The following is a 19,303-nucleotide window of genomic DNA, read 5'->3' on the forward strand; positions in this document are numbered from 1 at the left end:
ACAGATTTGCCATGCTAGTACATGAACTTAGCTCTGACAATGCATGGCTGCTTGCGCCTCTTGCCAAGGGACAGAATAGCCTTTACCTTTTGAACAAAAAATGCTAGAAGAACTGTATTCAGGGTCGGCATTTTTATCATAGCCTATTTGAGATATTACTTCTTCTGCATGATGACACAAATCATAGCCATCAAATTGGAGGGTAAGCGCACCTTTCCCATTTGTATAGGCGGCAAAAATCGTGCTATAGCTCATGAAGGTCGCTACTGGTGCACGTCCTGTTAATACAACTTCTGTTTCAGTGAGTACAGGGTCGTCGAAGGTGCCAGCAGCCTGTTGAATGTCGGTCATCATACGGCCAATAAAGTCATTGGAAGCCTTCATTTTAAAGCGATAATACGGCTCAAGCAGGACGTTCTGTGCTTGTTCCAGTCCTTGGCGCAGTGCTCGGAAAGTGGCTTCTCGGAAATCACCGCCAGACGTATGTTCATTATGTCCACGTCCCGTTAAAAGCGTAAAATGAATATCTGCTACTGCGTAGCCTGTGAGTAAGCCATGATGATCACGTTCAAACAAATGCTTCTCTACGAGGCGCTGGTTGCCCACTGATAAATCATCCGCATGGCAGGCATTGCTAAAGGTAATGCCAGTCCCACGTTCATTTGGCTGCATTAATAAATGAATTTCTGCATAATGCTTAAGTGGTTCAAAATGTCCGTAGCCTGTAACGGTTGTCGCAATTGTTTCCAAATATAATATTTGCGGCTCTCCAAAAGAGATGTTTAATGTAAAGCGCTTCAATAATACTTCTATCAGTACCTCTAACTGAATGACACCCATTATATGCACATGGATTTCCTGAAACTTTTCCTGCCATACGACACGCAATGATGGCTCCTCGGCCTCTAGTAGACGGAAAATCTTTAATACTTCTTTAATATGTTGCTCACCCTCATATTGAACTTTTGCCTGTAATGTAGGGACAAGCTCATAGGGCTGTGATAGCGTGTTACTGCCAATGCGATCGCCAATGTGTGCCTGGCTGAGCCCTTTAACAGCGAAGATTTCACCAGCCTCAACATGCTGAACAGTTTCAAAACGGCTGCCGTTATAAAGACGAATTTCTGTTACTTTCTCTGTAAGGTCTCCAAACGTAAATTCATCTCGAACATGTAATTTGCCTGTTAAAGCCTTGATGAATGTTAAACGCTGATGGCCATCATGTCGTATTTTAAAGACCTCTCCTTGAAACGGTGCTTCCGGCTCGAAGTGAGTACCCGTTATGAGTGGAAGTTGAGCAATCAATTCTTGAATGCCTTCATCTTTTAATGCCGAACCAGTAAAGCAGGGGAAGGCGGATTCATTTTTAATCATCGATTGTAGGTGCTTCATACACAGGCCATGCTCCAATGCTTCATTCAAAAAGGCATCCAGGAGCTTTTCATCACGCTCCGCCAGCCATTCCATGATTGTGCTGGAAACATAATTCTCCTGAAGTGGTTCATCGACGAATAATACATGTTCCGAGAAATCTTTATGGAGCTGGGTCATCACAGCCCTTACATCTGCTCCGTCACGATCTATTTTATTAATAAAAAAGAATGTAGGGACATGATAGTTTCGTAAAAGCTGCCATACCGTTTCAGTATGACCTTGAATACCCTCTACCGCACTTATAATAATGATGGCATAATCCATGACACGGATGGCACGCTCCATCTCTGGGGAGAAATCGACATGTCCTGGTGTATCAATCAACGTATATGTATCGTCGCCAATAGTCATGCGTCCTTGCTCGGCAAATATCGTAATGCCCCGTTTGCGCTCAAGCTCATGATTATCTAAATAGGCATCCTGATGATCGACACGTCCCCGCGCTTGAATACTATTTGTATGAAAAAGCACTTGCTCAGAAAAGGTTGTTTTTCCTGCATCAACATGAGCAAGAACCCCAATCGTCTTGTACATAATAAATCCTCGTTTCTATAAGTAGCTATCTTCTCATTGTATCAGAATACTAGCACAATTATTTCTTGTAAAATGATTCGTCTTTTTGTCGAAATAGTGCTAATATAATGATGATTATATTTTTTGCATTCTATTACTGATTGCGAATTAACGCATGAACTGCTAGTCTATCAATAGCATAATTAGAACATATTGGTGCAAATGGCATTTGTCATTTGCTTAAAAGGGAAATCGGTGCAATTCCGATGCTGTCCCGCAACTGTAAATGGGGAGTCTATACAGCATGCCACTGTAGTTTAACTATGGGAAGGCGTATAGATGATGAACCTAAGCCAGGATACCTGCCAGTATATGTATGTTAACTAAGAACCACGAGGATGGGGATAGTGATAAAGGTACTAATACCGTTTTTTCACTATGCAACTCTCTTGGCGACAAGAGGGTTTTTTTATGCCCTTCCAATTATCCTAGTAGCAAAGAAGTCTCTGATTTCTTTCTATATTTATGACAACAAAGGAGAAAAGGACATGAAAAAATGGAGAAGTATATGGCTAGTCATGGTCATCGCCTTAATCGCTGTATTAGGAGCGTGTGGCGCAAAGGACAAGCCTGAATCAGCAAAGCAAACTGAAAAAGTTGAACCGTCTGAGGCGACAACAACTGAGGTCATCATTGAAAATAATGAAACTACCCAAACCTATAAGGAAGCACCAAAAAAGGCCATTAGCTTAAATCAGCATGTAACAGAAATTATGCTTGCATTAGGCTTAGAGGATTCCATGGTAGGGACAGCTTATTTAGATGATAAAATCTACGAGCCGCTTCAAGCAGCCTACGATAAAGTTCCAGTTCTTTCAGATCAATACCCAACAAAGGAGCAAGTCATTGATGCCGAGGCAGATTTCTTGTATGCAGGCTGGAAAAGTGGCTTTGGTGAGAAAGGTGTTGGAACACCAGAGGAGCTTGAGGAATTAGGAATTCATACGTATTTACATACGGCTTCCAATATGACAAAGCCAACATTAGAGGATATTTTCACGGATATTCGTCATATCGCGGAAATATTCCGAGTGGAAGATCGCGGTGAAGCATTAATTGAACAAATGACAAAAGATGTCGAAGAAGTTCAAGCAAAATTACCAAAAGACAGTGAAAATTTACGTGTGCTAGTCTTTGACAGTGGTGATAAAGACGTATTCACGGCTGGTCAAAACTTTATGAATGAGCTAGTAGCAATCGCTGGCGGTCAAAATATCTTTGGAGATGTGGAGTCAGGATGGACAACGGTATCGAAGGAAGATGCAGTAGATCGCAATCCAGAGGTGGTGGTTGTCATTGATTATGGTGAAACAACTGCTGAACAAAAGATAAAATTCTTAAAAAATGATCCAGCGTTGAAGGAAATGGAAGCAGTCATAAATGATCGCTTTGTCATTCTTCCACTTTCAGCGGCATCTGAAGGGGTACGTGCTGCAGCGGCCATTCAAATTTTAGCCAAGGGCTTCTACCCAGCCAACTTTTAAAAACATTCGAGCTAGCGCTTTGCTAGCTCCTTTTTCTTAAGGAGCGATAACAATGAATGCATTTCGTCAAAACATACCAGATAAAACGTTCGAAACTCTAAATCAGCAAGGTGGTTATACACGATTAGCGGTAAGCCCTGGCATTATTAATAAGCATTATACGCCAGCCCAATTTCAAAAAATAGCTGAAATAGTAGGGGAGAAGGGGGCCATTAAATATTCGGCCTCCTATAGCATATTATTATCGATCCCCTCTAGTGAACTGACAGAAGCGACCCATGCCTTACAGGAGGCTGGACTGTTTGTTGCTTCCTCAGGACCTCATATTGCCATGAAGGCATGTGATTTTTGTGATGGAGAAAAAATGGAGGCAGTTCCTCAAACAGAACAACTCTATCAGGCATTGGACGGTATAACTGTGCCTGCAAGAGTACGAGTCAATGTGAATGGCTGTGCATCGGCTTGCTATAATCCTACATATGATGATATTGGTTTAGTCTATCAGCATGAGAGCTTTGATGTTTATGTAGGAGCCATCCCTATGGGGGCGAAGGCACAGGCGGGTACTCTCTTCGCGAAAAGGGTAGGGATTGATCATATTGAGGATTTTTTGCTACAAATCATTCGTCTCTATCAAAACCAAGCTCGTTCCAATGAACCTTTTTATAAATTTTATCGCAGAACAAAAATGAATGCTGATTGGGAACTAGTAAAAAAATCAATAGAGTAGCAGGAAAAATACTTAGGGTGTCGAAATATTGTAGTAGAGCATAGAAAATGACAATACAAAGGAGCAAGAACATGACAACTAAACAAGGGATTCAACCAGAAGATCTTTATCACTTGAAATCAGTGGCAGATCCACAGCTCTCACCTGATGGGACTGAGGTAGTTTATGTAGAGACACGTATTGATGAGAAGAAAAAAGACTATGTATCTAACTTGTTTTATTTAAATTTAAAAGACAAACGTCCTCAGCAATGGACATATGGTAACGATCGGACAAGCTCTCCTGTCTGGTCGCCAGATGGCAGTCAAATTGCTTTTTCTTCGACAAGATCAGGCAAGCCGCAAATTTTTGTACTGTCGAAAACAGGGGGAGAGGCGAAGCAAGTGACGTATTGCAAAAACGGTGCGTCAACGCCTGTCTGGTCTCCTTGTGGAGAGAAAATTGCCTTTTCAGTTTTGCTAGGTAAAGATGAAACTATCTTAGACAAAGCTGAAGATGACAAGAAAGAAGAAAAAGAACTCAAGCCACTCGAAATCGATAAGATGAAACATAAGTCGGATGCGGGTGGATTTATGGATATGGACCAGCATACTCACATTGCCATTGTCGATTTAAAATCTGGTGACTTAAAGCAAGTGACAGAAGGGAACGAGGATTTCCATCTGAGTACATGGTCGCCAAATGGCAGTTATCTTACGTACTTAGCAGATCAAGCAGAGGACTTAGATTTTTCGTTTAATGCGGATATTTATTTATTCGATTTAGAAACAAAACAGAGTCGCAAGGTAACAGAGGGGATTGGCTCCTATTACCAAACGTCCTGGTCGCCTAATAGCCGCTTCCTTTCCTTTGTTGGAGGAAAACGTGAGTTTGAAAATGCCACACAAGCGAAGCTATGGATTTATGATATGGAACAAAATCTGCTAAACTGTGCAACAAGTGAATTTGATGCCCCTGTGGGTGACTATGTCATCGGTGATTTCCTGCAAGGGGTAGCAGCACCAAGTGTACAATGGATGAATGATAATCATAGTTTCTATTTCCAAGTAACGGATCACGGCAATGCGGCAATTTACTTTGGGAATGTAGATGGTGAAATTTATCCAGCTATTCACGATGATCAATACGTTTATGGTTTTTCATTAGATGCTCAAAATGATCAAGCCGTTGTCGCCATAAGTACGACAACGAATCCGGGCGATTTATATTACGTCAACTTAAAAACGGGTGAAAAAGAACGATTGACGACAGTCAATGAAGACGTTTTAAAGACGAAAGAGTTAGCTGTGCCAGAGAGCATTGAGTTTGAAGGAGCTGAGGGCTGGAAGGTCAATGGCTGGATCATGAAGCCAGTGGGCTATGAAAAAGGGAAGAAATATCCTCTTATTCTTGAAATCCATGGTGGTCCACATGCGATGTACGGCAACACCTATTTTAATGAATTCCAAATCCTAGCTGCTCAAGGCTTTGCGGTGCTGTATACAAATCCGCGCGGAAGTCATGGCTACGGACAAACGTTTGTGGATGCAGTACGTGGTGATTATGGTGGCAATGACTATCAAGACCTAATGGCCGCTGTAGACTATGCTTTAGAGCAATATGAGTTCATTGATCCAACTCGACTAGGTGTAACAGGTGGGAGCTATGGTGGCTTTATGACCAACTGGATTGTTGGGCATACCAACCGCTTTAAGGCAGCAGTTACACAACGCTCTATTTCAAACTGGATTAGCTTTGCAGGAGTGAGTGATATTGGCTATTACTTTACAGACTGGCAAATTCAAGCGGGGCTCGAAAATATAGAGAAGCTATGGCATCATTCACCATTGAAATATGTAGACAATGTTGAAACACCATTGCTTATTTTACATGGTGAAAAAGACTATCGTTGTCCGATTGAACAGGCGGAGCAATTATTTATCGCCTTGAAGTATCGGAAAAAAGAAACGAAATTCGTCCGGTTCCCTGAAGCTAATCATGAACTGTCAAGAAGCGGAAAGCCAACATTAAGAATTAATCGTCTCGAATATATACGAGATTGGTTTGTGGAAAAGCTTTAAAAAAGAGGTGGCTTAGGAAGTGAACATACTTCTTAAGCCATTTTTTATAGAAAAAAAGAACCACAGCAAAGTGTGATTCCAGATGAGTTAGTCCATTTTTTGAATAAAAACGACCTTCAAATAATTAAATTCAGGATATTCACGAGGCACACGGAAATCCTTTGGTAAACCGTATTCCTCTACAATTTTATAGCGTGTACGAGTCTCTTTAAATGCTTGGTCGATAAACCCTTTAAACTTTTTCATACCGAAGCTTGCGTTGTTTGTGGAAGCCACAATAATGCCATTTTTGGCTGTAATCGCAATCGTATCCTTCAGTAATTTTGGATAGTCCTTCGCCGTTGAGAACGTCATTTGCTTTGTGCGGGCAAAGCTTGGTGGATCTAATACAACAAGGTCAAATTTTAATTCGTGACGCTGTGCATATTTAAAATAATGAAAAACGTCCATTACTTTTATATCCTGCGCTTCATAATCAATTTGATTGACGCTAAACTGCTCAATCGTTTTGGCTAAACTGCGCTTTGCAACATCGACACTTGTTGTTTTAGTAGCTCCTCCAAGCGAGGCTGCTACAGAAAATGCCCCTGTGTAGGAGAAGGTATTTAGCATATTTGTTGTGCTCGCATAGCGCTCACGAATAGCTAATCGTACTTCCCGTTGATCAAGGAAAATTCCAGTCATCGCACCATCATTTAAATGGACTGCATAGGTCATCCCATTTTCCTTAACCATGATTGGAAATTCGCCAGGAGTCCCCATGACAAAATCATCCTGTTCCATATATTGCCCTTTACTATCGAATCGTTTTTTCTCATAAATGGCCTGGTAGTTGATGGTTTCAGCAAGCGCCTCATAAACGACTTCTTTCAATGAGTAAATACCCTCGCTATACCAACTCACCATATAGTAGCCATTAAAGAAATCGATCGTTAGGCCACCGATACCATCACCCTCGCCATTGAAAACACGGAAGGCTGTTGTATGTTCATTCTGGAAGAATGCTTCTCGTAGCTGTATAGCTTTTTTGAATTTTTTAATGAAAAAAGCTTTATCAATGGTTTCATTTATATCTGTCGTCAGGACCCAGCCAATCCCTTTATTTTGAATACCGTAGTAACCTGTACCAATAAAACGATTATGGTGATCCATCAGCTTAAGTAGAGTCCCTTGCTCGTAAGGTAGTTGTCGTGCATCCACTGCATCTTTTGAAATTAATGGGTAGCCTTTTTTTAATTGATCAGCAAAAGGCTGTTTTATTTGTAGTGCAATTATTTGTGTCATGTTGTCATCCTTTAAAAACGTTTTGCTTTATTATCGCACTGTTTGGATGGGATAGCCAAACTTATTTCAGGAATTCAGCAATTTTTGCCACCGTTTCGATTGTTGCCTCTTCAAAATAATTCATTTTGCTAAAATAGCTATGAATTAAACCAGACATGGTTATATGCTCCACAGGTACTCCAGAGTCAGACAATTTTTGGGCATAACTTAAACCTTCATCAAAGAGGACATCTGCCTCTGCTGCAATGAGGAGTGTTTTAGGCATACGTCTTACATCCTCGAGCAGTAGGGGAGACACCAATGGATTTGTAAAGTTCAATTCATCTGTATAGTGTTGAGAAAACCATTGCATGCCCTGTTTATCTAGGCCGAACTTTTCTCCATAAGACTGATAGGAAACGGTCGTAAAATCCACATTCGTAACAGGATAAATGAGTGCTTGTGCTTGCAATGATGGTCCACCTGAAGTTACAGCTAAGTAGGCCACGACCGTTGCTAAATTTCCGCCAGCACTGTCCCCAGCCACGGTCAACCGAGCAGCATCGCCACCATATGCTTCGATATGGTCATGCACCCATACTAAGCTATCGTAGGCATCCTGCAATGGAGTTGGAAAAGGAAATTCAGGAGCCAAACGATAATCCACTGAAACGACAATTGCTTGCGCTTGGTCTGCTAAAAGCTGACAGCCAGCATCAACAGACTCTAAATTACCATATACCCAGCCACCGCCATGATAATAAACAATAACAGGTAATGGTTGAACATGAGTAGGTATATAAAGTCGTAGCGTAATTTGAGCCCCATCACGCATGGTAATTAGTTGATCTTGCATCGCCGCTAATATTGGCTTATGGGGTGATTGCCATGGCGTAACCGTACGCATCGCGCGAGCTTCCTGTGGTGTAACTTGATAGTAGGGTGTAGCAACTTGTTGATCTTGAATATAATGAACAGCTTCTTTTCTTAAAGTAGTCATCCTCATCAGTCCTTTATCGTGACGTTTATTACTTACATTATAAACTATTCATATAATTTTACTAGGATTTAATTTTAGAAAAAGAAAATTCTTTCATAATAGAGGTGAAATCAACGAATTGTGTTTATAATAAAAGGGAAGAAAGTATTTGGAGGGACAGTATGATTTCTTTAATTGTGGCACATGATGACAACCATGTAATTGGTTATAATAACGGAATGCCTTGGCATTTACCGGGAGATTTGCAGTATTTCAAAAACAAAACAATGGGCAAGCCAATGATTATGGGACGAAAAACGTTTGAATCCATTGGTCGTCCACTACCTGGACGTCGCAATATTGTTATTACACGAGATGAAAATTATCACGCAGAAGGCACTGAAACTGTGACGAGCCTAGAAGAAGCAATAGCGATAGCAGGGGATGTAGAGGAAATCATGATTATTGGCGGTGAGCAAATTTTCCGTTTATCAATGGAAATGGCAGATCGCTTATATATTACAAAAATCAATCATTCATTTCGGGGCGATACCTTTTTTCCGAGCTATGAGGAGAAGTTTGTAGAGGTTTCTGCTGAACAGCCCGAAACAGCTTCAGAAGGCTATACTTTCCAATATCAAATTTTTGAGCGTAAATAACATGGGAAAAGCACGGTTTTGATAGACCGTGCTATTTCTATATTTAGGGGAGATATTGATGCGCAACATACGATTATCGAGTGGAGAAATTGCTCAAGTTGATTGCTTGAGCTGTGCCATCATAAGTGGACAGGTCAAGCCCAATGGTGGTGTTATCATTGAAACGGATTATTTTCACGCCCACCAGGATGTAGCTTATCCAATCAAGGGATTAGTTATTTTAGCTTCAAAGCGTCACATCCATTGCTTCGATGAATTAAATAATGACGAAAAACTGGATTACATCAATCTCTTAACAAAAATTAGACAAGCTCAAAGGGAAGTATTGGGCATTGAATACGTTTATTATTTTTACAACGAAGATACGACTCATCATTTCCATACTTGGATGGTGCCCCGCTATGAATGGATGAATGCATTCGGGCGATCCGTTGAATCCTTGAGGCCAGTATTACTTCATGCCAGAAATAATTTGAGTAATGAGGAGCATGAAAAAGAAGTAAGGGAAGCTATTGAGCTTTTAAGAGAATCCATAAAAAATCGCTCCTTATGAAGAAGGGCACTGAAAAAGTCCATATCTTTTTTTTCATTTGGCACTGTGACTCTACTGTTGTTTTCCGAAGCATTCCGCTCGCTTTCCGCGGGCGAGCGCCGAGTCTCCTCCTACGCTTCGCTTCGTGCGGGGTCTCGTCTGTCTCGCTTTCCCGCAGGAGTCGAGCGATGCTTCTCCAAACAACGCAATGTATCATTCTATTATTTTAGTCACACTTTCCTTTATAATAAAAGAATGAATATGTAGGTGGTGCCCCAATGATTTCAAATCAGGAAACCCTTAATTTAAGTCCATACATGGCAATCTACGATATTGTTGTGCCAAAAGATAATATGCTTCGCCAGATCAATGAACTTGTTGATTTTTCATTCATTTTAGAAGAGCTAAAAACAAAATATTGTTTAGACAATGGACGTAATGCCATTCCTCCAATTCGCATGTTTAAGTACTTATTATTAAAAGCGATTAATGATGTATCAGACGTCGACCTAGTAGAGCGCTGTCATTCAACTATTTCTTGGATATGGCAACAGAAGATCCAGTGAGACAGAAATAAGGCACTTCCTGTTCAAAATTGAACAAGAAGTGCCTTATTTTTATCTGAAAAAGGTTCGCATTTATGAAAACATAAGTTTTTCAGTGCCCTCTTATGAAGGGAGCGACTTTTTTTATAAATAGAAGTACACACAAGCGTACATGGAAGCACAGCCAGCTAGCACAAAAAGATGCCAGATTGCATGGTTATAAGGTAGAGAGCGCCAAGCATAAAAGATGGCTCCAATTGTATAGAACAGTCCACCTGCAAGTAGTAAAGCAAAGCCATAAAATCCTAAGTATAAATAAACAGGCTTAATAGCAAAAATGATGAGCCAGCCCATGCCAATATAAAAAATTAAGGATAGCACTTCAAAGCGGTTAATGAAGAAACATTTAAAAAGAACACCTAATATTGCGAGTGACCAAATAATACATAATAAAGTAATGGCTAGGGTGCCACCCACCGCAATTAATAAAAACGGCGTATACGTACCGGCAATTAAAATATAAATGGACGAATGGTCCAAAATAGCGAAAAAGTGTTTATATTTTTCTGGCATACTGTGTAGCAATGTGGACATTAAAAACAGGATGATGACAGAGACGCCAAAAATACTAAAAGTAGTAATATGTAGAGCATTACCTGTTTGCACAGCTGTAAGCAGTAAAACAACTAGAGCCGGAATACTTGCAATAAAACCAATACCGTGTGTAATGGCATTCCACAGTTCTTCCTTCCAAGATTTATAGTCAAATGAATCAATCATTTACAACACTCCTTTCGTTCATGTATTTACTATACCCCAATAATTTATACATGAACATTTACATTTGTCATATATTTCATATCAAAAATGTCATAAGGCTGTCATATTCTTTTAGGGGCTTTGATAGACAAGAGATAAAGGAAACGCTATAGTATCAAAGGTAGCGTTTACATTTTCAAAAAATCAAGGCTTTGCCTAATGACAAATGTCATGTTTACATAATGATTCATTAGTCTATATAATAAATTTTAATGAAGTAAAAGGATGTGTCGAAGTGGGACGAATTCATATAGTAACGGACTCAACTTGTGATTTAACAAAAGAAGAAGTAGCACAGCATGGCATACATATCGTGCCATTAACAATTCAAATTGATGGTGAAACATATATAGATGGTGTGGATTTAGAGCCACAACCCTTTTTAGGCTTGATGAAAAATGCTAAAAATTTGCCGAAAAGTTCACAGCCTGCACCAGGTAAATTTAAGGAATTATATGATGAGCTAGGCAAGGATGGCGATCAAATTCTCTCCATCCATATGACAGGTGGTATGAGTGGCACGGTAGAGTCAGCACGACAAGCGGTTCAAATGACAGACGCTGATGTGACGGTGATTGATTCACGCTTTATTGCAATCGGTTTAGCTATTCAGCTACGTGAGGCTATTAAAATGCGCGATGCTGGAGCAACAGTTGAGGAAATCGTAGCTCGTCTGGATAAAGTACGTGCAAACACACATTTATATGTAATTGTGGATACGCTTGAAAATCTAATTAAGGGCGGTAGAATTGGTAAAGGTACAGGCTTTATCGGTTCATTGCTGAACATCAAAGTTATTGCTAATTTAGAGGGTGGCGTTTACAATCCCGTTTCCAAGGTGCGTAGCCATAAACAGGTAGTGAATTACTTATTTAAACAATTCCAAGCTGATACGGCTGGGAAAACAGTCAAAGCTGTCGGTATTTCTCATGCAGATGGCCTCATCACAATGGGGAATCCATTAAAAGAGTTAATCGAAGGTACTGGCTTTAATGACGTTGAGATTGCCTTTACATCTCCAATTATTTCGACACATACTGGACCGGGTGCCATCGGATTTATTTATTTTGCAGAATAATAGTGAGGAGCTACTACATAATGAACTGCCCCGTAAAAGTTAGACATTAATCTAACTTTTACGGGGGTTTTTTTATGACAAAAGTAAGTGTTGAACAACGTATTCAAGCAGTTCAACGATATTTAAATGGAAATGAAACTTTGATCGAAATTGCGAATGATATCGGTGTTACAGCTCAGATTGTCAGTGAATGGGTTCGCCGTTATCAAAAAAATGGCGTAGAGACTTTCTTAAAGTCCTATACAAACTATTCAGCTGACTATAAAATGAATGTACTTAATTATATGAACGAGACAGGTACATCTTCGAGAGACACAGCTGCACTATTCAATATTTCATCTCCTGGCATGATTCGGAATTGGAAGTTGAAGTTTGAAGTTGGTGGTTATGATGCTCTTGTTTCTAAGAAAAAGGGGCATCTATCTATGAAAAAAGAGACAAAAAGAACAACGAAATCAACACCAGCTGAAGGATCTGTTGAGGCGTTAGAAGCACGAATCAAACAATTAGAAATGGAGAATGCGTACTTAAAAAAGTTGAATACTTTAGTTCAAATGCAAGAAAAATTACCAATCAAATCAAAGCGCAAGTAATTTATGAACTAAAGGAAATCTATGAAGTAGTGGAATTAATCAAAGTCGCTGATATTCCACGTAGTACGTATTATTACTGGGAAAAGCGTTTGAATCGTCATGATAAATACGCTGATGTGAAAGTCGCAATTCAGTCCATTTATCATGAACATAAGGGACGTTATGGTTATCGTCGGATCACCAAAGAACTAAAAAAATTTGGTATTCATCATGATCCGAAAACGATTAACTGCTTGATGAATGCCATTGGCATAAAGTGTGAAGTCCGCATGAAGAAATATCGTTCGTATAAAGGTAACGTCGGAAAAATTGCCCCAAACATATTACAACGCGATTTTACAGCGGAAAAAATGAACGAGAAATGGGTAACAGACGTGACAGAGTTCCATCTATTTGGTGAGAAACGCTATTTATCACCCGTCCTTGATCTATGTAATGGCGAAATCATTGCATACTCGGTTATGAAGCGTCCAGTGTATAAACTAGTCCATAATATGTTAGAACAAGCATTGGAGCGCCTTGAATCAAGTGATCAAGTTATTCTTCATTCAGATCAAGGTTGGCATTATCAAATGAAAAAGTATCAACAAACATTAAAGCAACATGGTATTACGCAGAGTATGTCCCGTAAGGGTAATTGTTTGGACAACGCAGTCATCGAAAATTTCTTTGGCTTATTAAAATCTGAACTCCTGTATCTACAAGAATTTGAATCTATGGCACATTTTGAACAGGAGCTCAATGACTATATTCACTACTACAATCACAAACGAATGAAAGAAAAATTAAAAGACCTAAGCCCGGTGGAGTACCGAACTCAGGTCTTAGCAGTTGCTTAACTAAATATGTCTAACTTTTTTGGGTCAGATCATAAGTAAATGTAGTGGCTTTTTTCGTTTTGGCCCTTTTAGCTGGATACTTGTTCGCTATTTGGAAAAGAGGAATTTTGGCAACAACACAAAATTATGGAGAACAGAGAGTAAGTCACTTTTCATTAGGGTATGAACTATTCTATAATAGAAGGTACAGAAAGGGATGGAAGGTGGTCAAATGGACATTCGGCGATTTATGTTGTCATGTTTGGCCGTCTTAGTACTTAGTGGTTGTGCAATATCAATCGATGAGCCGAATCCGCAAGCAGAGCCTGACGGTGAGCAAGCAGAAACGGAGCAAGATATGACGCAGGATGAGCAACAAACAGTAGAAGAGGAAAAAACCTCCAAGAATATGTTGACGCAAATTTTTGAACATTTTTTTGAGCCATCAGCAGAGGATTTATCGCAAATTGATGAAGAAAATGCAAAGCAACTGCATTATCTGGCACTAGGAGATTCATTAACAGATGGTGTCGGTGATGAGTATAGTCAAGACGGTTATGTAGGAAGATTAGCAGATTCATTGCTTACGTGGCCCTCGATTTCCGAGGTAGATGTTGATAATCGTGGCAAACGTGGTAGACGTAGTGATCAGCTACTAAAATTAGTGAAAAAAGGGCATTATGATGAAGAGTTGCAACAAGCGCAGCTCATTTCTTTAACAATGGGTGGCAATGATGTCATGAAAGTTGTTAAACAGGATTTGTTTAATTTAAAGCGTGACGCATTCGATAAAGAATTGCGGACGTATAAGCAGCGCTATAGCAAAATCGTTGAAGGCATTCGTGCAAAAAATCCGACAGTGCCCATCCTACTCATTGGTTTCTATAATCCGTTTTCGATTGTGACCAATGAGGCGAATGAATTCGATACAATTATCACAGAATGGAATAATGTGATTGAGGAAGTAGCGAGTGAAGATTCCAATGCTTGCTATGTATCGGTGGAGGATTTATTTGATTCAAATGAAGAGCTCGTCTATCATACAGATTTTTTCCACCCCAATGCAAAGGGATATGAAAAAATGACAGAACGTATACTAGCGGCAATGGAGCAGTGTGGTATGGAAGAAAAGATTAACAAGGCAATAGGCTTCGAGGAGTGACAAAATGAATAAATGGAAAGTCGCGTTTTTCGCCTTAGCAGGCACAGTGCTTTTTGCAATCCTCCTCGTCGTTTTTTTAGCAACTAGACCAGTAGATGGAGTCGATGTTGCCAAGCGTTCAGCAGGTGAAAGTGAAAGCAAAGGAAATGTACTCGTGGTGCAAACCACAACAAAGGAATTAGAATCGATTTCCAAAAAATATTTAAAGGATGCAGCAAAAGGCTCGCCTTTACCACTTGATTTTACAATCGGCGATGATATTCAATTACGAAGCACGCTCACGGTGTTTTACACGGAAATTCCGATTTCCATGAATTTTGAACCCATTGTAGATGACAAGGGCAATATTATTTTAAAGCAAACGGGGATGAATGTCGGGCTATTAAATATTCCGCCGGAGACGACGATGAAAATTATGCGGGATTCGGTGGAATTCCCTTCATGGATTACCGTGAACCCAAATAAAGCAGAAATCTATATTGATTTATCTCGCATTAACATAGCATCCGGATCACGCGTCCGTGCTAAAGAATTGGACTTACCAAATGACAAAATTTTATTAGAAATTATTGTTCCTGGTGAATAAGGAGTGAAATGAATGGCAAAGCAATATGCAACATTTGCAGGAGGCTGTTTTTGGTGTATGGTCAAGCCATTTGACGAAACACCTGGCATTGAATCGGTGCTATCTGGCTATACAGGTGGACATGTTGTCAATCCAACCTATGAGCAAGTGTGCTCAGAAACTACTGGACATGCCGAAGCCGTGCAAATCGTATACGATGATGATCTTTATAGCTATGAGCAACTACTGTCTATCTATTGGACCTTAATAGACCCGACAGATGCAGGTGGACAGTTTTATGATCGCGGCGAATCCTACACAACAGCCATTTACTATCATAATGAAGAACAACGTCAACTAGCAGAGCGTTCAAAGGCTGATCTAGAAGCTTCTGGAAAGTTTGATAAACCGATCATGGTGAAAATCTTACCTGCTAGCACATTTTACCCGGCTGAGGACTATCACCAATATTATTATAAGAAAAATCCAATGCACTACGAACGCTATTCGGTTGGAAGCGGTCGCCGAGCGTATCAAGAGCATCACTGGGGGAATAAACATGAATAAAGAACAACGTTTAAAAGAACTTACAGACATGCAATATTACGTGACACAGGAAAATGGCACAGAACCACCGTTTCGCAATGAGTTCGATGAGCATTTTGAAGAGGGCATCTATGTAGATATCGTCTCTGGAAAACCACTATTCAGCTCATTGGACAAATACAACTCAGGCTGTGGATGGCCAGCATTTACGAAGCCCATCCAAAAAGAAGAAGTAACCGAGCACTTCGACACAACCCACGGTATGCGCCGAGTAGAAGTACGCAGTAAAGAAGCAGACTCCCATTTAGGACATGTCTTCCCAGACGGCCCAAGCGAACTAGGAGGCCTACGCTACTGCATTAACTCAGCATCCCTTCGCTTCATAGCAAAAGAAGATCTAGAAAAAGAAGGCTACGGCCAATTCCTATCATTATTCAAATAAAAAATCCTAGCAAGAGCGATCTTGCTAGGATTTTTTTGTTTTGGTGGGTGTAGAGGGAGGGAGAGTTCAGATGAATGGCAAGCAATAGCAAAGCGGTGGATAGAATATGCGAAGAGACGGATAGAATTCTCAAAGTGGTGGATAGCCATCGAAAAGTGAAGGATAGCCCGCTAAGAGCGATGGATAGGACTCTAAAGTTGAAGGAAAGCCGCATTAAGTGAGGGGATTCCCCAATATAAAGGTGCAAAATAGCAAAGTGACGGATAAAGCTCTCAAAGTGACGGATAGAAAGTGAAAATTGGTGGATAGCCCGCTCAGAGCGATGGATAGAATGCTAAAATCGAAGGGAAGTCGCATCAAGTGAGAGGATTCTCCAATATAAAGGTGCAAAATAGCAAAGTGACGGATAAAACTCTCAAAGTGACGGATAGAAAGTGAAAAGTGGTGGATAGCCCGCTCAGAGGAATGGATAAAACACTACATAGCAGGAGACAATTCAAAGAGACGGATAGCCGACCTGACTATGGCTAATCCATATCTCCCCAATTGAACCCCCTCCAGCCAAAAAAAGAGGGATCCTCCAACGAAAGGATCCTCCTCAGAAATTCGCAATAAAACTTAAACTTTAAATGCGCCTACTAGATTACGGAGGCTGTCTGCTTGTTGGGCAAGCTCTGTGGCAGCCGCATTGATTTCCTGCATGGAAGCGGAGCCCTGGGTGGCAGCGGCGGCGGATGTTACAGTGTTAGCTGCGGACTGCTCGGCATAGGCATTGACGTGAATGAAGTCGCTTGCTACTGCGTTGCTAAAGTCCAGTGTCGATGCAATTTTATCCACCATGGCTGCTATAATCGTTGTAGTTTCTTCTGTATGCGATAAAATGTTGGCCAAGGATTGATTAGTTTCATTGGTCACTTCAACGCCACGAATGACAGTAGTGACCCCTTCATGGTTTTGGGCAATGATCGATGTGACTTCATTCTGAATAGATGTCACTATCGCAGTTACTTCCTTGGCGGCACTTTGGGATTGTTCTGCTAGTTTACGAACTTCATCCGCTACCACGGCAAAGCCCCGACCATGCTCGCCAGCTCGAGCTGCTTCAATTGCTGCATTTAAAGCTAATAGATTTGTTTGCTCGGAAATAGCTGTAATGGTACCAATGATCGATGTAATGTCGGCAGATTTTCGACCTAACGCCTCGACCGTTGATGTTGTGGAAGCCATTGTTTCTTCGATTGATTGCATAACCAGCGAAGATTGCTCCACAGAAAGGCTTCCTTCATCGGCTGCTTGCTGCATGGCTATAGAGGCACGATGTACGGCACTCGCTTGTTCGTTTAATTGATGCATAGAGTGCTCTAGGTCGCTCATTTTTTGTTGCGCACTATTCATACTAGAAATGGTATTATCACTATCGCTTGCAATATCGGCTGTTGCATCCGCAATATCTTGAATGGTACGAGCATTTTCATCTGCTAACGACATGAGCTCCTGACTACTACTTGATACATGATCAGCCAGTTCGCTTACACGTCGAATTAAATTGGAAATCGACTCAATCAATGTATTTGTAGAAGCGGCAATAGTGGAAAATTCATCGCGATTTCGCACTTTCACACGTCTTGTTAAATCGCCGCCTGCCTGAGCAATATCAAGGATGGAATCATTAATCGCTTGTGTATTACGCTTCAAAGATTTAAAGAGCATGAAACCAAAAATGACGATCGCTAAAAAGCCGATAATGGATACAATAAAAAATGTAGTGATTGAAAGATTGACTTGCTGATTAAGCTTGTCTAACTTTGCTTTATTCGACTCATCCATCACCATATTTATGGATTCAATATTATTATCAATATGCGTTTTCATTGTTTCTCCAGTAGCCCCCATCATGAGCTTACGAGCCTGTTCGAGACCAAGTTCATCACGCATAGTCATTACTTTTTTTGAATAATCCAGGTAATTTTTATAATATTGGTCGATGGCCTGCATATGACCAAGCTCAACTTGCCGATCCTGAAATTGTTCATTTAATGCTGCTAATTTTTTATTAATGGTATCAATTTTTAAATGATAGGAGGTAGAATAAATGCCATTCCCTGTTATTAAGTAACTTTGTTCCAAATTCGTCAACCTTGCTATCTCATAGGCAAGTTGGTTAACTGTTAATTGCTCTAGGACATTTTTCTTAGTGAAATCTTCCATCTCCTGCTGAAGCTTCTGTATATTGACATAAGACAATATACCCATAACACCGTTAATTACAATAAGAAGTGCGAACATAATAAGCACTTTGCCCCGAATTAAATGGTAAAAACGTTGTCGTTTTTCTTTCATAGGAGGGGGATTGATCCCGGTTTCCTCTTGTATAGAAGCTTTCTTTCCTTTAAAAAAGCTAAAAGTGAAGAGAGTCGGGCGTTTTTTTGCTGCATCATGAGTTTTTTTAGTCTTTTTCATCGCATCACCTTCCTATTTTTTAGTAATCGATTTCAATTTTATCTTATTTTACTAGATTTTTCTATTATTTTTTCTAAAAATTAAAATTTTTCTGATAGATATAACTGTGACAAAAGTCAGGATGACCAAGAAAATAGTTCTAAAATCGAGAATAGGAAATATATCTTAGTAGTGGGAATTATGACGAATACCTTTTTTTCTGCTACACTATCGAAAAGTAAATGCAAAAAAGGGGAAATTGTGTGATGAAAAAAAGTTTTTATTTATATGTCCTTACATTTCGAGGCGGCGACTGGTCAGATGCCAAGGTACGGTTTGCGGAGGAAATGTTTCATGAGCATAATTTTCCAAAGCAAAGTGCAGACTTTAATGAGTTATCCAACTACATTGAATCCTATGCTACAGAAAATTTAACGATTGAAGCTTTTGATCATTTGTGGGAGTTATATGAGGGACAGGCATAAATTGTACGAAAACTATAAATAATTTTTAAGTTGCTAGACGTCTAGCATTGCGTAAATGACAGAAACACAGTATTATTTATAGTGATAACTGACAGAA

The 19,303-nt window shown here is 40.1% G+C and carries 17 protein-coding genes, 1 pseudogene and 1 riboswitch; of the genes and pseudogenes, 13 read left to right on the forward strand and 5 right to left on the reverse strand.

Going from position 1 to position 19,303, the window contains the following annotated elements; all coding sequences use genetic code 11:
- Nucleotides 1–27 precede the first annotated feature (27 nt).
- On the reverse strand, nt 28–1,968 hold the full coding sequence (locus tag MKX57_RS11105; protein WP_342551064.1) for a translation factor GTPase family protein: 1,941 nt from the start codon (nt 1,966–1,968) through the stop codon (nt 28–30).
- A 176-nt stretch (nt 1,969–2,144) separates the two neighbouring features.
- Nucleotides 2,145–2,332: riboswitch (cobalamin riboswitch) on the forward strand.
- A 163-nt stretch (nt 2,333–2,495) separates the two neighbouring features.
- Between MKX57_RS11105 and MKX57_RS11110 the strand changes: the two genes are divergently transcribed.
- The 3 genes from MKX57_RS11110 (at nt 2,496) to MKX57_RS11120 (ending at nt 6,281) form a co-directional block, all read left to right on the forward strand.
- On the forward strand, nt 2,496–3,491 hold the full coding sequence (locus tag MKX57_RS11110; protein ID WP_239355095.1) for an ABC transporter substrate-binding protein: 996 nt from the start codon (nt 2,496–2,498) through the stop codon (nt 3,489–3,491).
- Nucleotides 3,492–3,543: 52 nt separating this feature from the next.
- The gene (locus tag MKX57_RS11115; RefSeq protein ID WP_008174816.1) at nt 3,544–4,221 is read left to right on the forward strand and encodes a precorrin-3B methylase; all 678 of its coding nucleotides are present in this window, start codon (nt 3,544–3,546) and stop codon (nt 4,219–4,221) included.
- 71 nt (nt 4,222–4,292) lie between these two features.
- Nucleotides 4,293–6,281 (forward strand): S9 family peptidase, encoded by a 1,989-nt coding sequence (locus MKX57_RS11120; RefSeq protein WP_342551065.1) that lies wholly within the window; start codon nt 4,293–4,295, stop codon nt 6,279–6,281.
- A gap of 87 nt (nt 6,282–6,368) precedes the next feature.
- On the opposite strand, the gene MKX57_RS11125 is transcribed toward MKX57_RS11120, so the two are convergent.
- Both MKX57_RS11125 and MKX57_RS11130 read right to left on the reverse strand, forming a co-directional pair.
- The gene (locus tag MKX57_RS11125) at nt 6,369–7,565 is read right to left on the reverse strand and encodes a class I SAM-dependent rRNA methyltransferase (RefSeq protein WP_171364811.1); all 1,197 of its coding nucleotides are present in this window, start codon (nt 7,563–7,565) and stop codon (nt 6,369–6,371) included.
- Nucleotides 7,566–7,626: 61 nt separating this feature from the next.
- On the reverse strand, nt 7,627–8,544 hold the full coding sequence (locus MKX57_RS11130) for an alpha/beta hydrolase (protein ID WP_342551066.1): 918 nt from the start codon (nt 8,542–8,544) through the stop codon (nt 7,627–7,629).
- Nucleotides 8,545–8,705: 161 nt separating this feature from the next.
- Here MKX57_RS11130 and MKX57_RS11135 point away from each other — a divergent pair, with 161 nt between their 5' ends.
- From MKX57_RS11135 to MKX57_RS11145, 3 genes and pseudogenes are all read left to right on the forward strand, one after another.
- Nucleotides 8,706–9,182 carry a dihydrofolate reductase gene (locus MKX57_RS11135; RefSeq protein ID WP_008174809.1) on the forward strand — a complete coding sequence of 159 codons (477 nt, stop codon included), beginning with the start codon at nt 8,706–8,708 and terminating at the stop codon, nt 9,180–9,182.
- Between the two features lie 58 nt (nt 9,183–9,240).
- Nucleotides 9,241–9,735 (forward strand): diadenosine tetraphosphate hydrolase, encoded by a 495-nt coding sequence (locus tag MKX57_RS11140; protein WP_089984460.1) that lies wholly within the window; start codon nt 9,241–9,243, stop codon nt 9,733–9,735.
- 257 nt (nt 9,736–9,992) lie between these two features.
- Nucleotides 9,993–10,279, forward strand: a pseudogene (locus MKX57_RS11145) (transposase); the annotation flags it as partial.
- Between the two features lie 124 nt (nt 10,280–10,403).
- Here MKX57_RS11145 and MKX57_RS11150 read toward each other — a convergent pair.
- Nucleotides 10,404–11,039 carry a hemolysin III family protein gene (locus MKX57_RS11150; RefSeq protein ID WP_008174804.1) on the reverse strand — a complete coding sequence of 212 codons (636 nt, stop codon included), beginning with the start codon at nt 11,037–11,039 and terminating at the stop codon, nt 10,404–10,406.
- Nucleotides 11,040–11,313: 274 nt separating this feature from the next.
- Between MKX57_RS11150 and MKX57_RS11155 the strand changes: the two genes are divergently transcribed.
- From MKX57_RS11155 to msrB, 6 genes are all read left to right on the forward strand, one after another.
- Nucleotides 11,314–12,156, forward strand: coding sequence for a DegV family protein (locus MKX57_RS11155; RefSeq protein ID WP_342551067.1), 843 nt, complete (start codon nt 11,314–11,316; stop codon nt 12,154–12,156).
- Nucleotides 12,157–12,230: 74 nt separating this feature from the next.
- A protein-coding gene (locus tag MKX57_RS11160) for an IS3 family transposase (protein WP_085961709.1) occupies nt 12,231–13,588 on the forward strand; the annotation gives its coding sequence in 2 pieces (ribosomal slippage) (nt 12,231–12,684 and nt 12,684–13,588; 1,359 coding nt in all).
- Nucleotides 13,589–13,784: 196 nt separating this feature from the next.
- Nucleotides 13,785–14,729 (forward strand): GDSL-type esterase/lipase family protein, encoded by a 945-nt coding sequence (locus tag MKX57_RS11165; RefSeq protein ID WP_008174802.1) that lies wholly within the window; start codon nt 13,785–13,787, stop codon nt 14,727–14,729.
- Between the two features lie 4 nt (nt 14,730–14,733).
- Nucleotides 14,734–15,315: a YpmS family protein gene (locus MKX57_RS11170; RefSeq protein WP_008174801.1), complete on the forward strand. Its 582-nt coding sequence runs from the start codon at nt 14,734–14,736 to the stop codon at nt 15,313–15,315.
- A 12-nt stretch (nt 15,316–15,327) separates the two neighbouring features.
- Entirely contained in the window at nt 15,328–15,861 is a 534-nt protein-coding gene (gene msrA / locus MKX57_RS11175) for a peptide-methionine (S)-S-oxide reductase MsrA (RefSeq protein ID WP_008174800.1), read from the forward strand.
- Nucleotides 15,854–16,282, forward strand: a complete 429-nt coding sequence (msrB, locus tag MKX57_RS11180) for a peptide-methionine (R)-S-oxide reductase MsrB (RefSeq protein ID WP_008174799.1) — start codon at nt 15,854–15,856, stop codon at nt 16,280–16,282. The genes msrA and msrB overlap by 8 nt, the downstream gene beginning before the upstream one ends.
- Before the next feature lie 618 nt (nt 16,283–16,900).
- Here msrB and MKX57_RS11185 read toward each other — a convergent pair.
- A complete protein-coding gene (locus MKX57_RS11185) occupies nt 16,901–18,742 on the reverse strand; it encodes a methyl-accepting chemotaxis protein (protein ID WP_090001594.1) in 1,842 nt (613 codons plus the stop codon).
- Between the two features lie 245 nt (nt 18,743–18,987).
- Between MKX57_RS11185 and MKX57_RS11190 the strand changes: the two genes are divergently transcribed.
- Nucleotides 18,988–19,206: a YozE family protein gene (locus MKX57_RS11190; protein ID WP_036224643.1), complete on the forward strand. Its 219-nt coding sequence runs from the start codon at nt 18,988–18,990 to the stop codon at nt 19,204–19,206.
- Nucleotides 19,207–19,303 lie beyond the last annotated feature (97 nt).

The sequence above is a fragment of the Lysinibacillus sp. FSL M8-0216 genome, from assembly GCF_038595555.1.
Lineage (GTDB): Bacteria > Bacillota > Bacilli > Bacillales_A > Planococcaceae > Lysinibacillus > Lysinibacillus fusiformis.

What these genes read in the sequence shown, in the direction of transcription:
- MKX57_RS11105 (WP_342551064.1), bottom strand. Translation starts at nt 1,968, where the DNA reads ATGTACAAGACGATTGGGGTTCTTGCTCATGTTGATGCAGGAAAAACA.
- MKX57_RS11110 (WP_239355095.1), top strand. Translation starts at nt 2,496, where the DNA reads ATGAAAAAATGGAGAAGTATATGGCTAGTCATGGTCATCGCCTTAATC.
- MKX57_RS11115 (WP_008174816.1), top strand. Translation starts at nt 3,544, where the DNA reads ATGAATGCATTTCGTCAAAACATACCAGATAAAACGTTCGAAACTCTA.
- MKX57_RS11120 (WP_342551065.1), top strand. Translation starts at nt 4,293, where the DNA reads ATGACAACTAAACAAGGGATTCAACCAGAAGATCTTTATCACTTGAAA.
- MKX57_RS11125 (WP_171364811.1), bottom strand. Translation starts at nt 7,565, where the DNA reads ATGACACAAATAATTGCACTACAAATAAAACAGCCTTTTGCTGATCAA.
- MKX57_RS11130 (WP_342551066.1), bottom strand. Translation starts at nt 8,544, where the DNA reads ATGACTACTTTAAGAAAAGAAGCTGTTCATTATATTCAAGATCAACAA.
- MKX57_RS11135 (WP_008174809.1), top strand. Translation starts at nt 8,706, where the DNA reads ATGATTTCTTTAATTGTGGCACATGATGACAACCATGTAATTGGTTAT.
- MKX57_RS11140 (WP_089984460.1), top strand. Translation starts at nt 9,241, where the DNA reads ATGCGCAACATACGATTATCGAGTGGAGAAATTGCTCAAGTTGATTGC.
- MKX57_RS11150 (WP_008174804.1), bottom strand. Translation starts at nt 11,039, where the DNA reads ATGATTGATTCATTTGACTATAAATCTTGGAAGGAAGAACTGTGGAAT.
- MKX57_RS11165 (WP_008174802.1), top strand. Translation starts at nt 13,785, where the DNA reads ATGGAAGGTGGTCAAATGGACATTCGGCGATTTATGTTGTCATGTTTG.
- MKX57_RS11170 (WP_008174801.1), top strand. Translation starts at nt 14,734, where the DNA reads ATGAATAAATGGAAAGTCGCGTTTTTCGCCTTAGCAGGCACAGTGCTT.
- msrA (WP_008174800.1), top strand. Translation starts at nt 15,328, where the DNA reads ATGGCAAAGCAATATGCAACATTTGCAGGAGGCTGTTTTTGGTGTATG.
- msrB (WP_008174799.1), top strand. Translation starts at nt 15,854, where the DNA reads ATGAATAAAGAACAACGTTTAAAAGAACTTACAGACATGCAATATTAC.
- MKX57_RS11185 (WP_090001594.1), bottom strand. Translation starts at nt 18,742, where the DNA reads ATGAAAAAGACTAAAAAAACTCATGATGCAGCAAAAAAACGCCCGACT.
- MKX57_RS11190 (WP_036224643.1), top strand. Translation starts at nt 18,988, where the DNA reads ATGAAAAAAAGTTTTTATTTATATGTCCTTACATTTCGAGGCGGCGAC.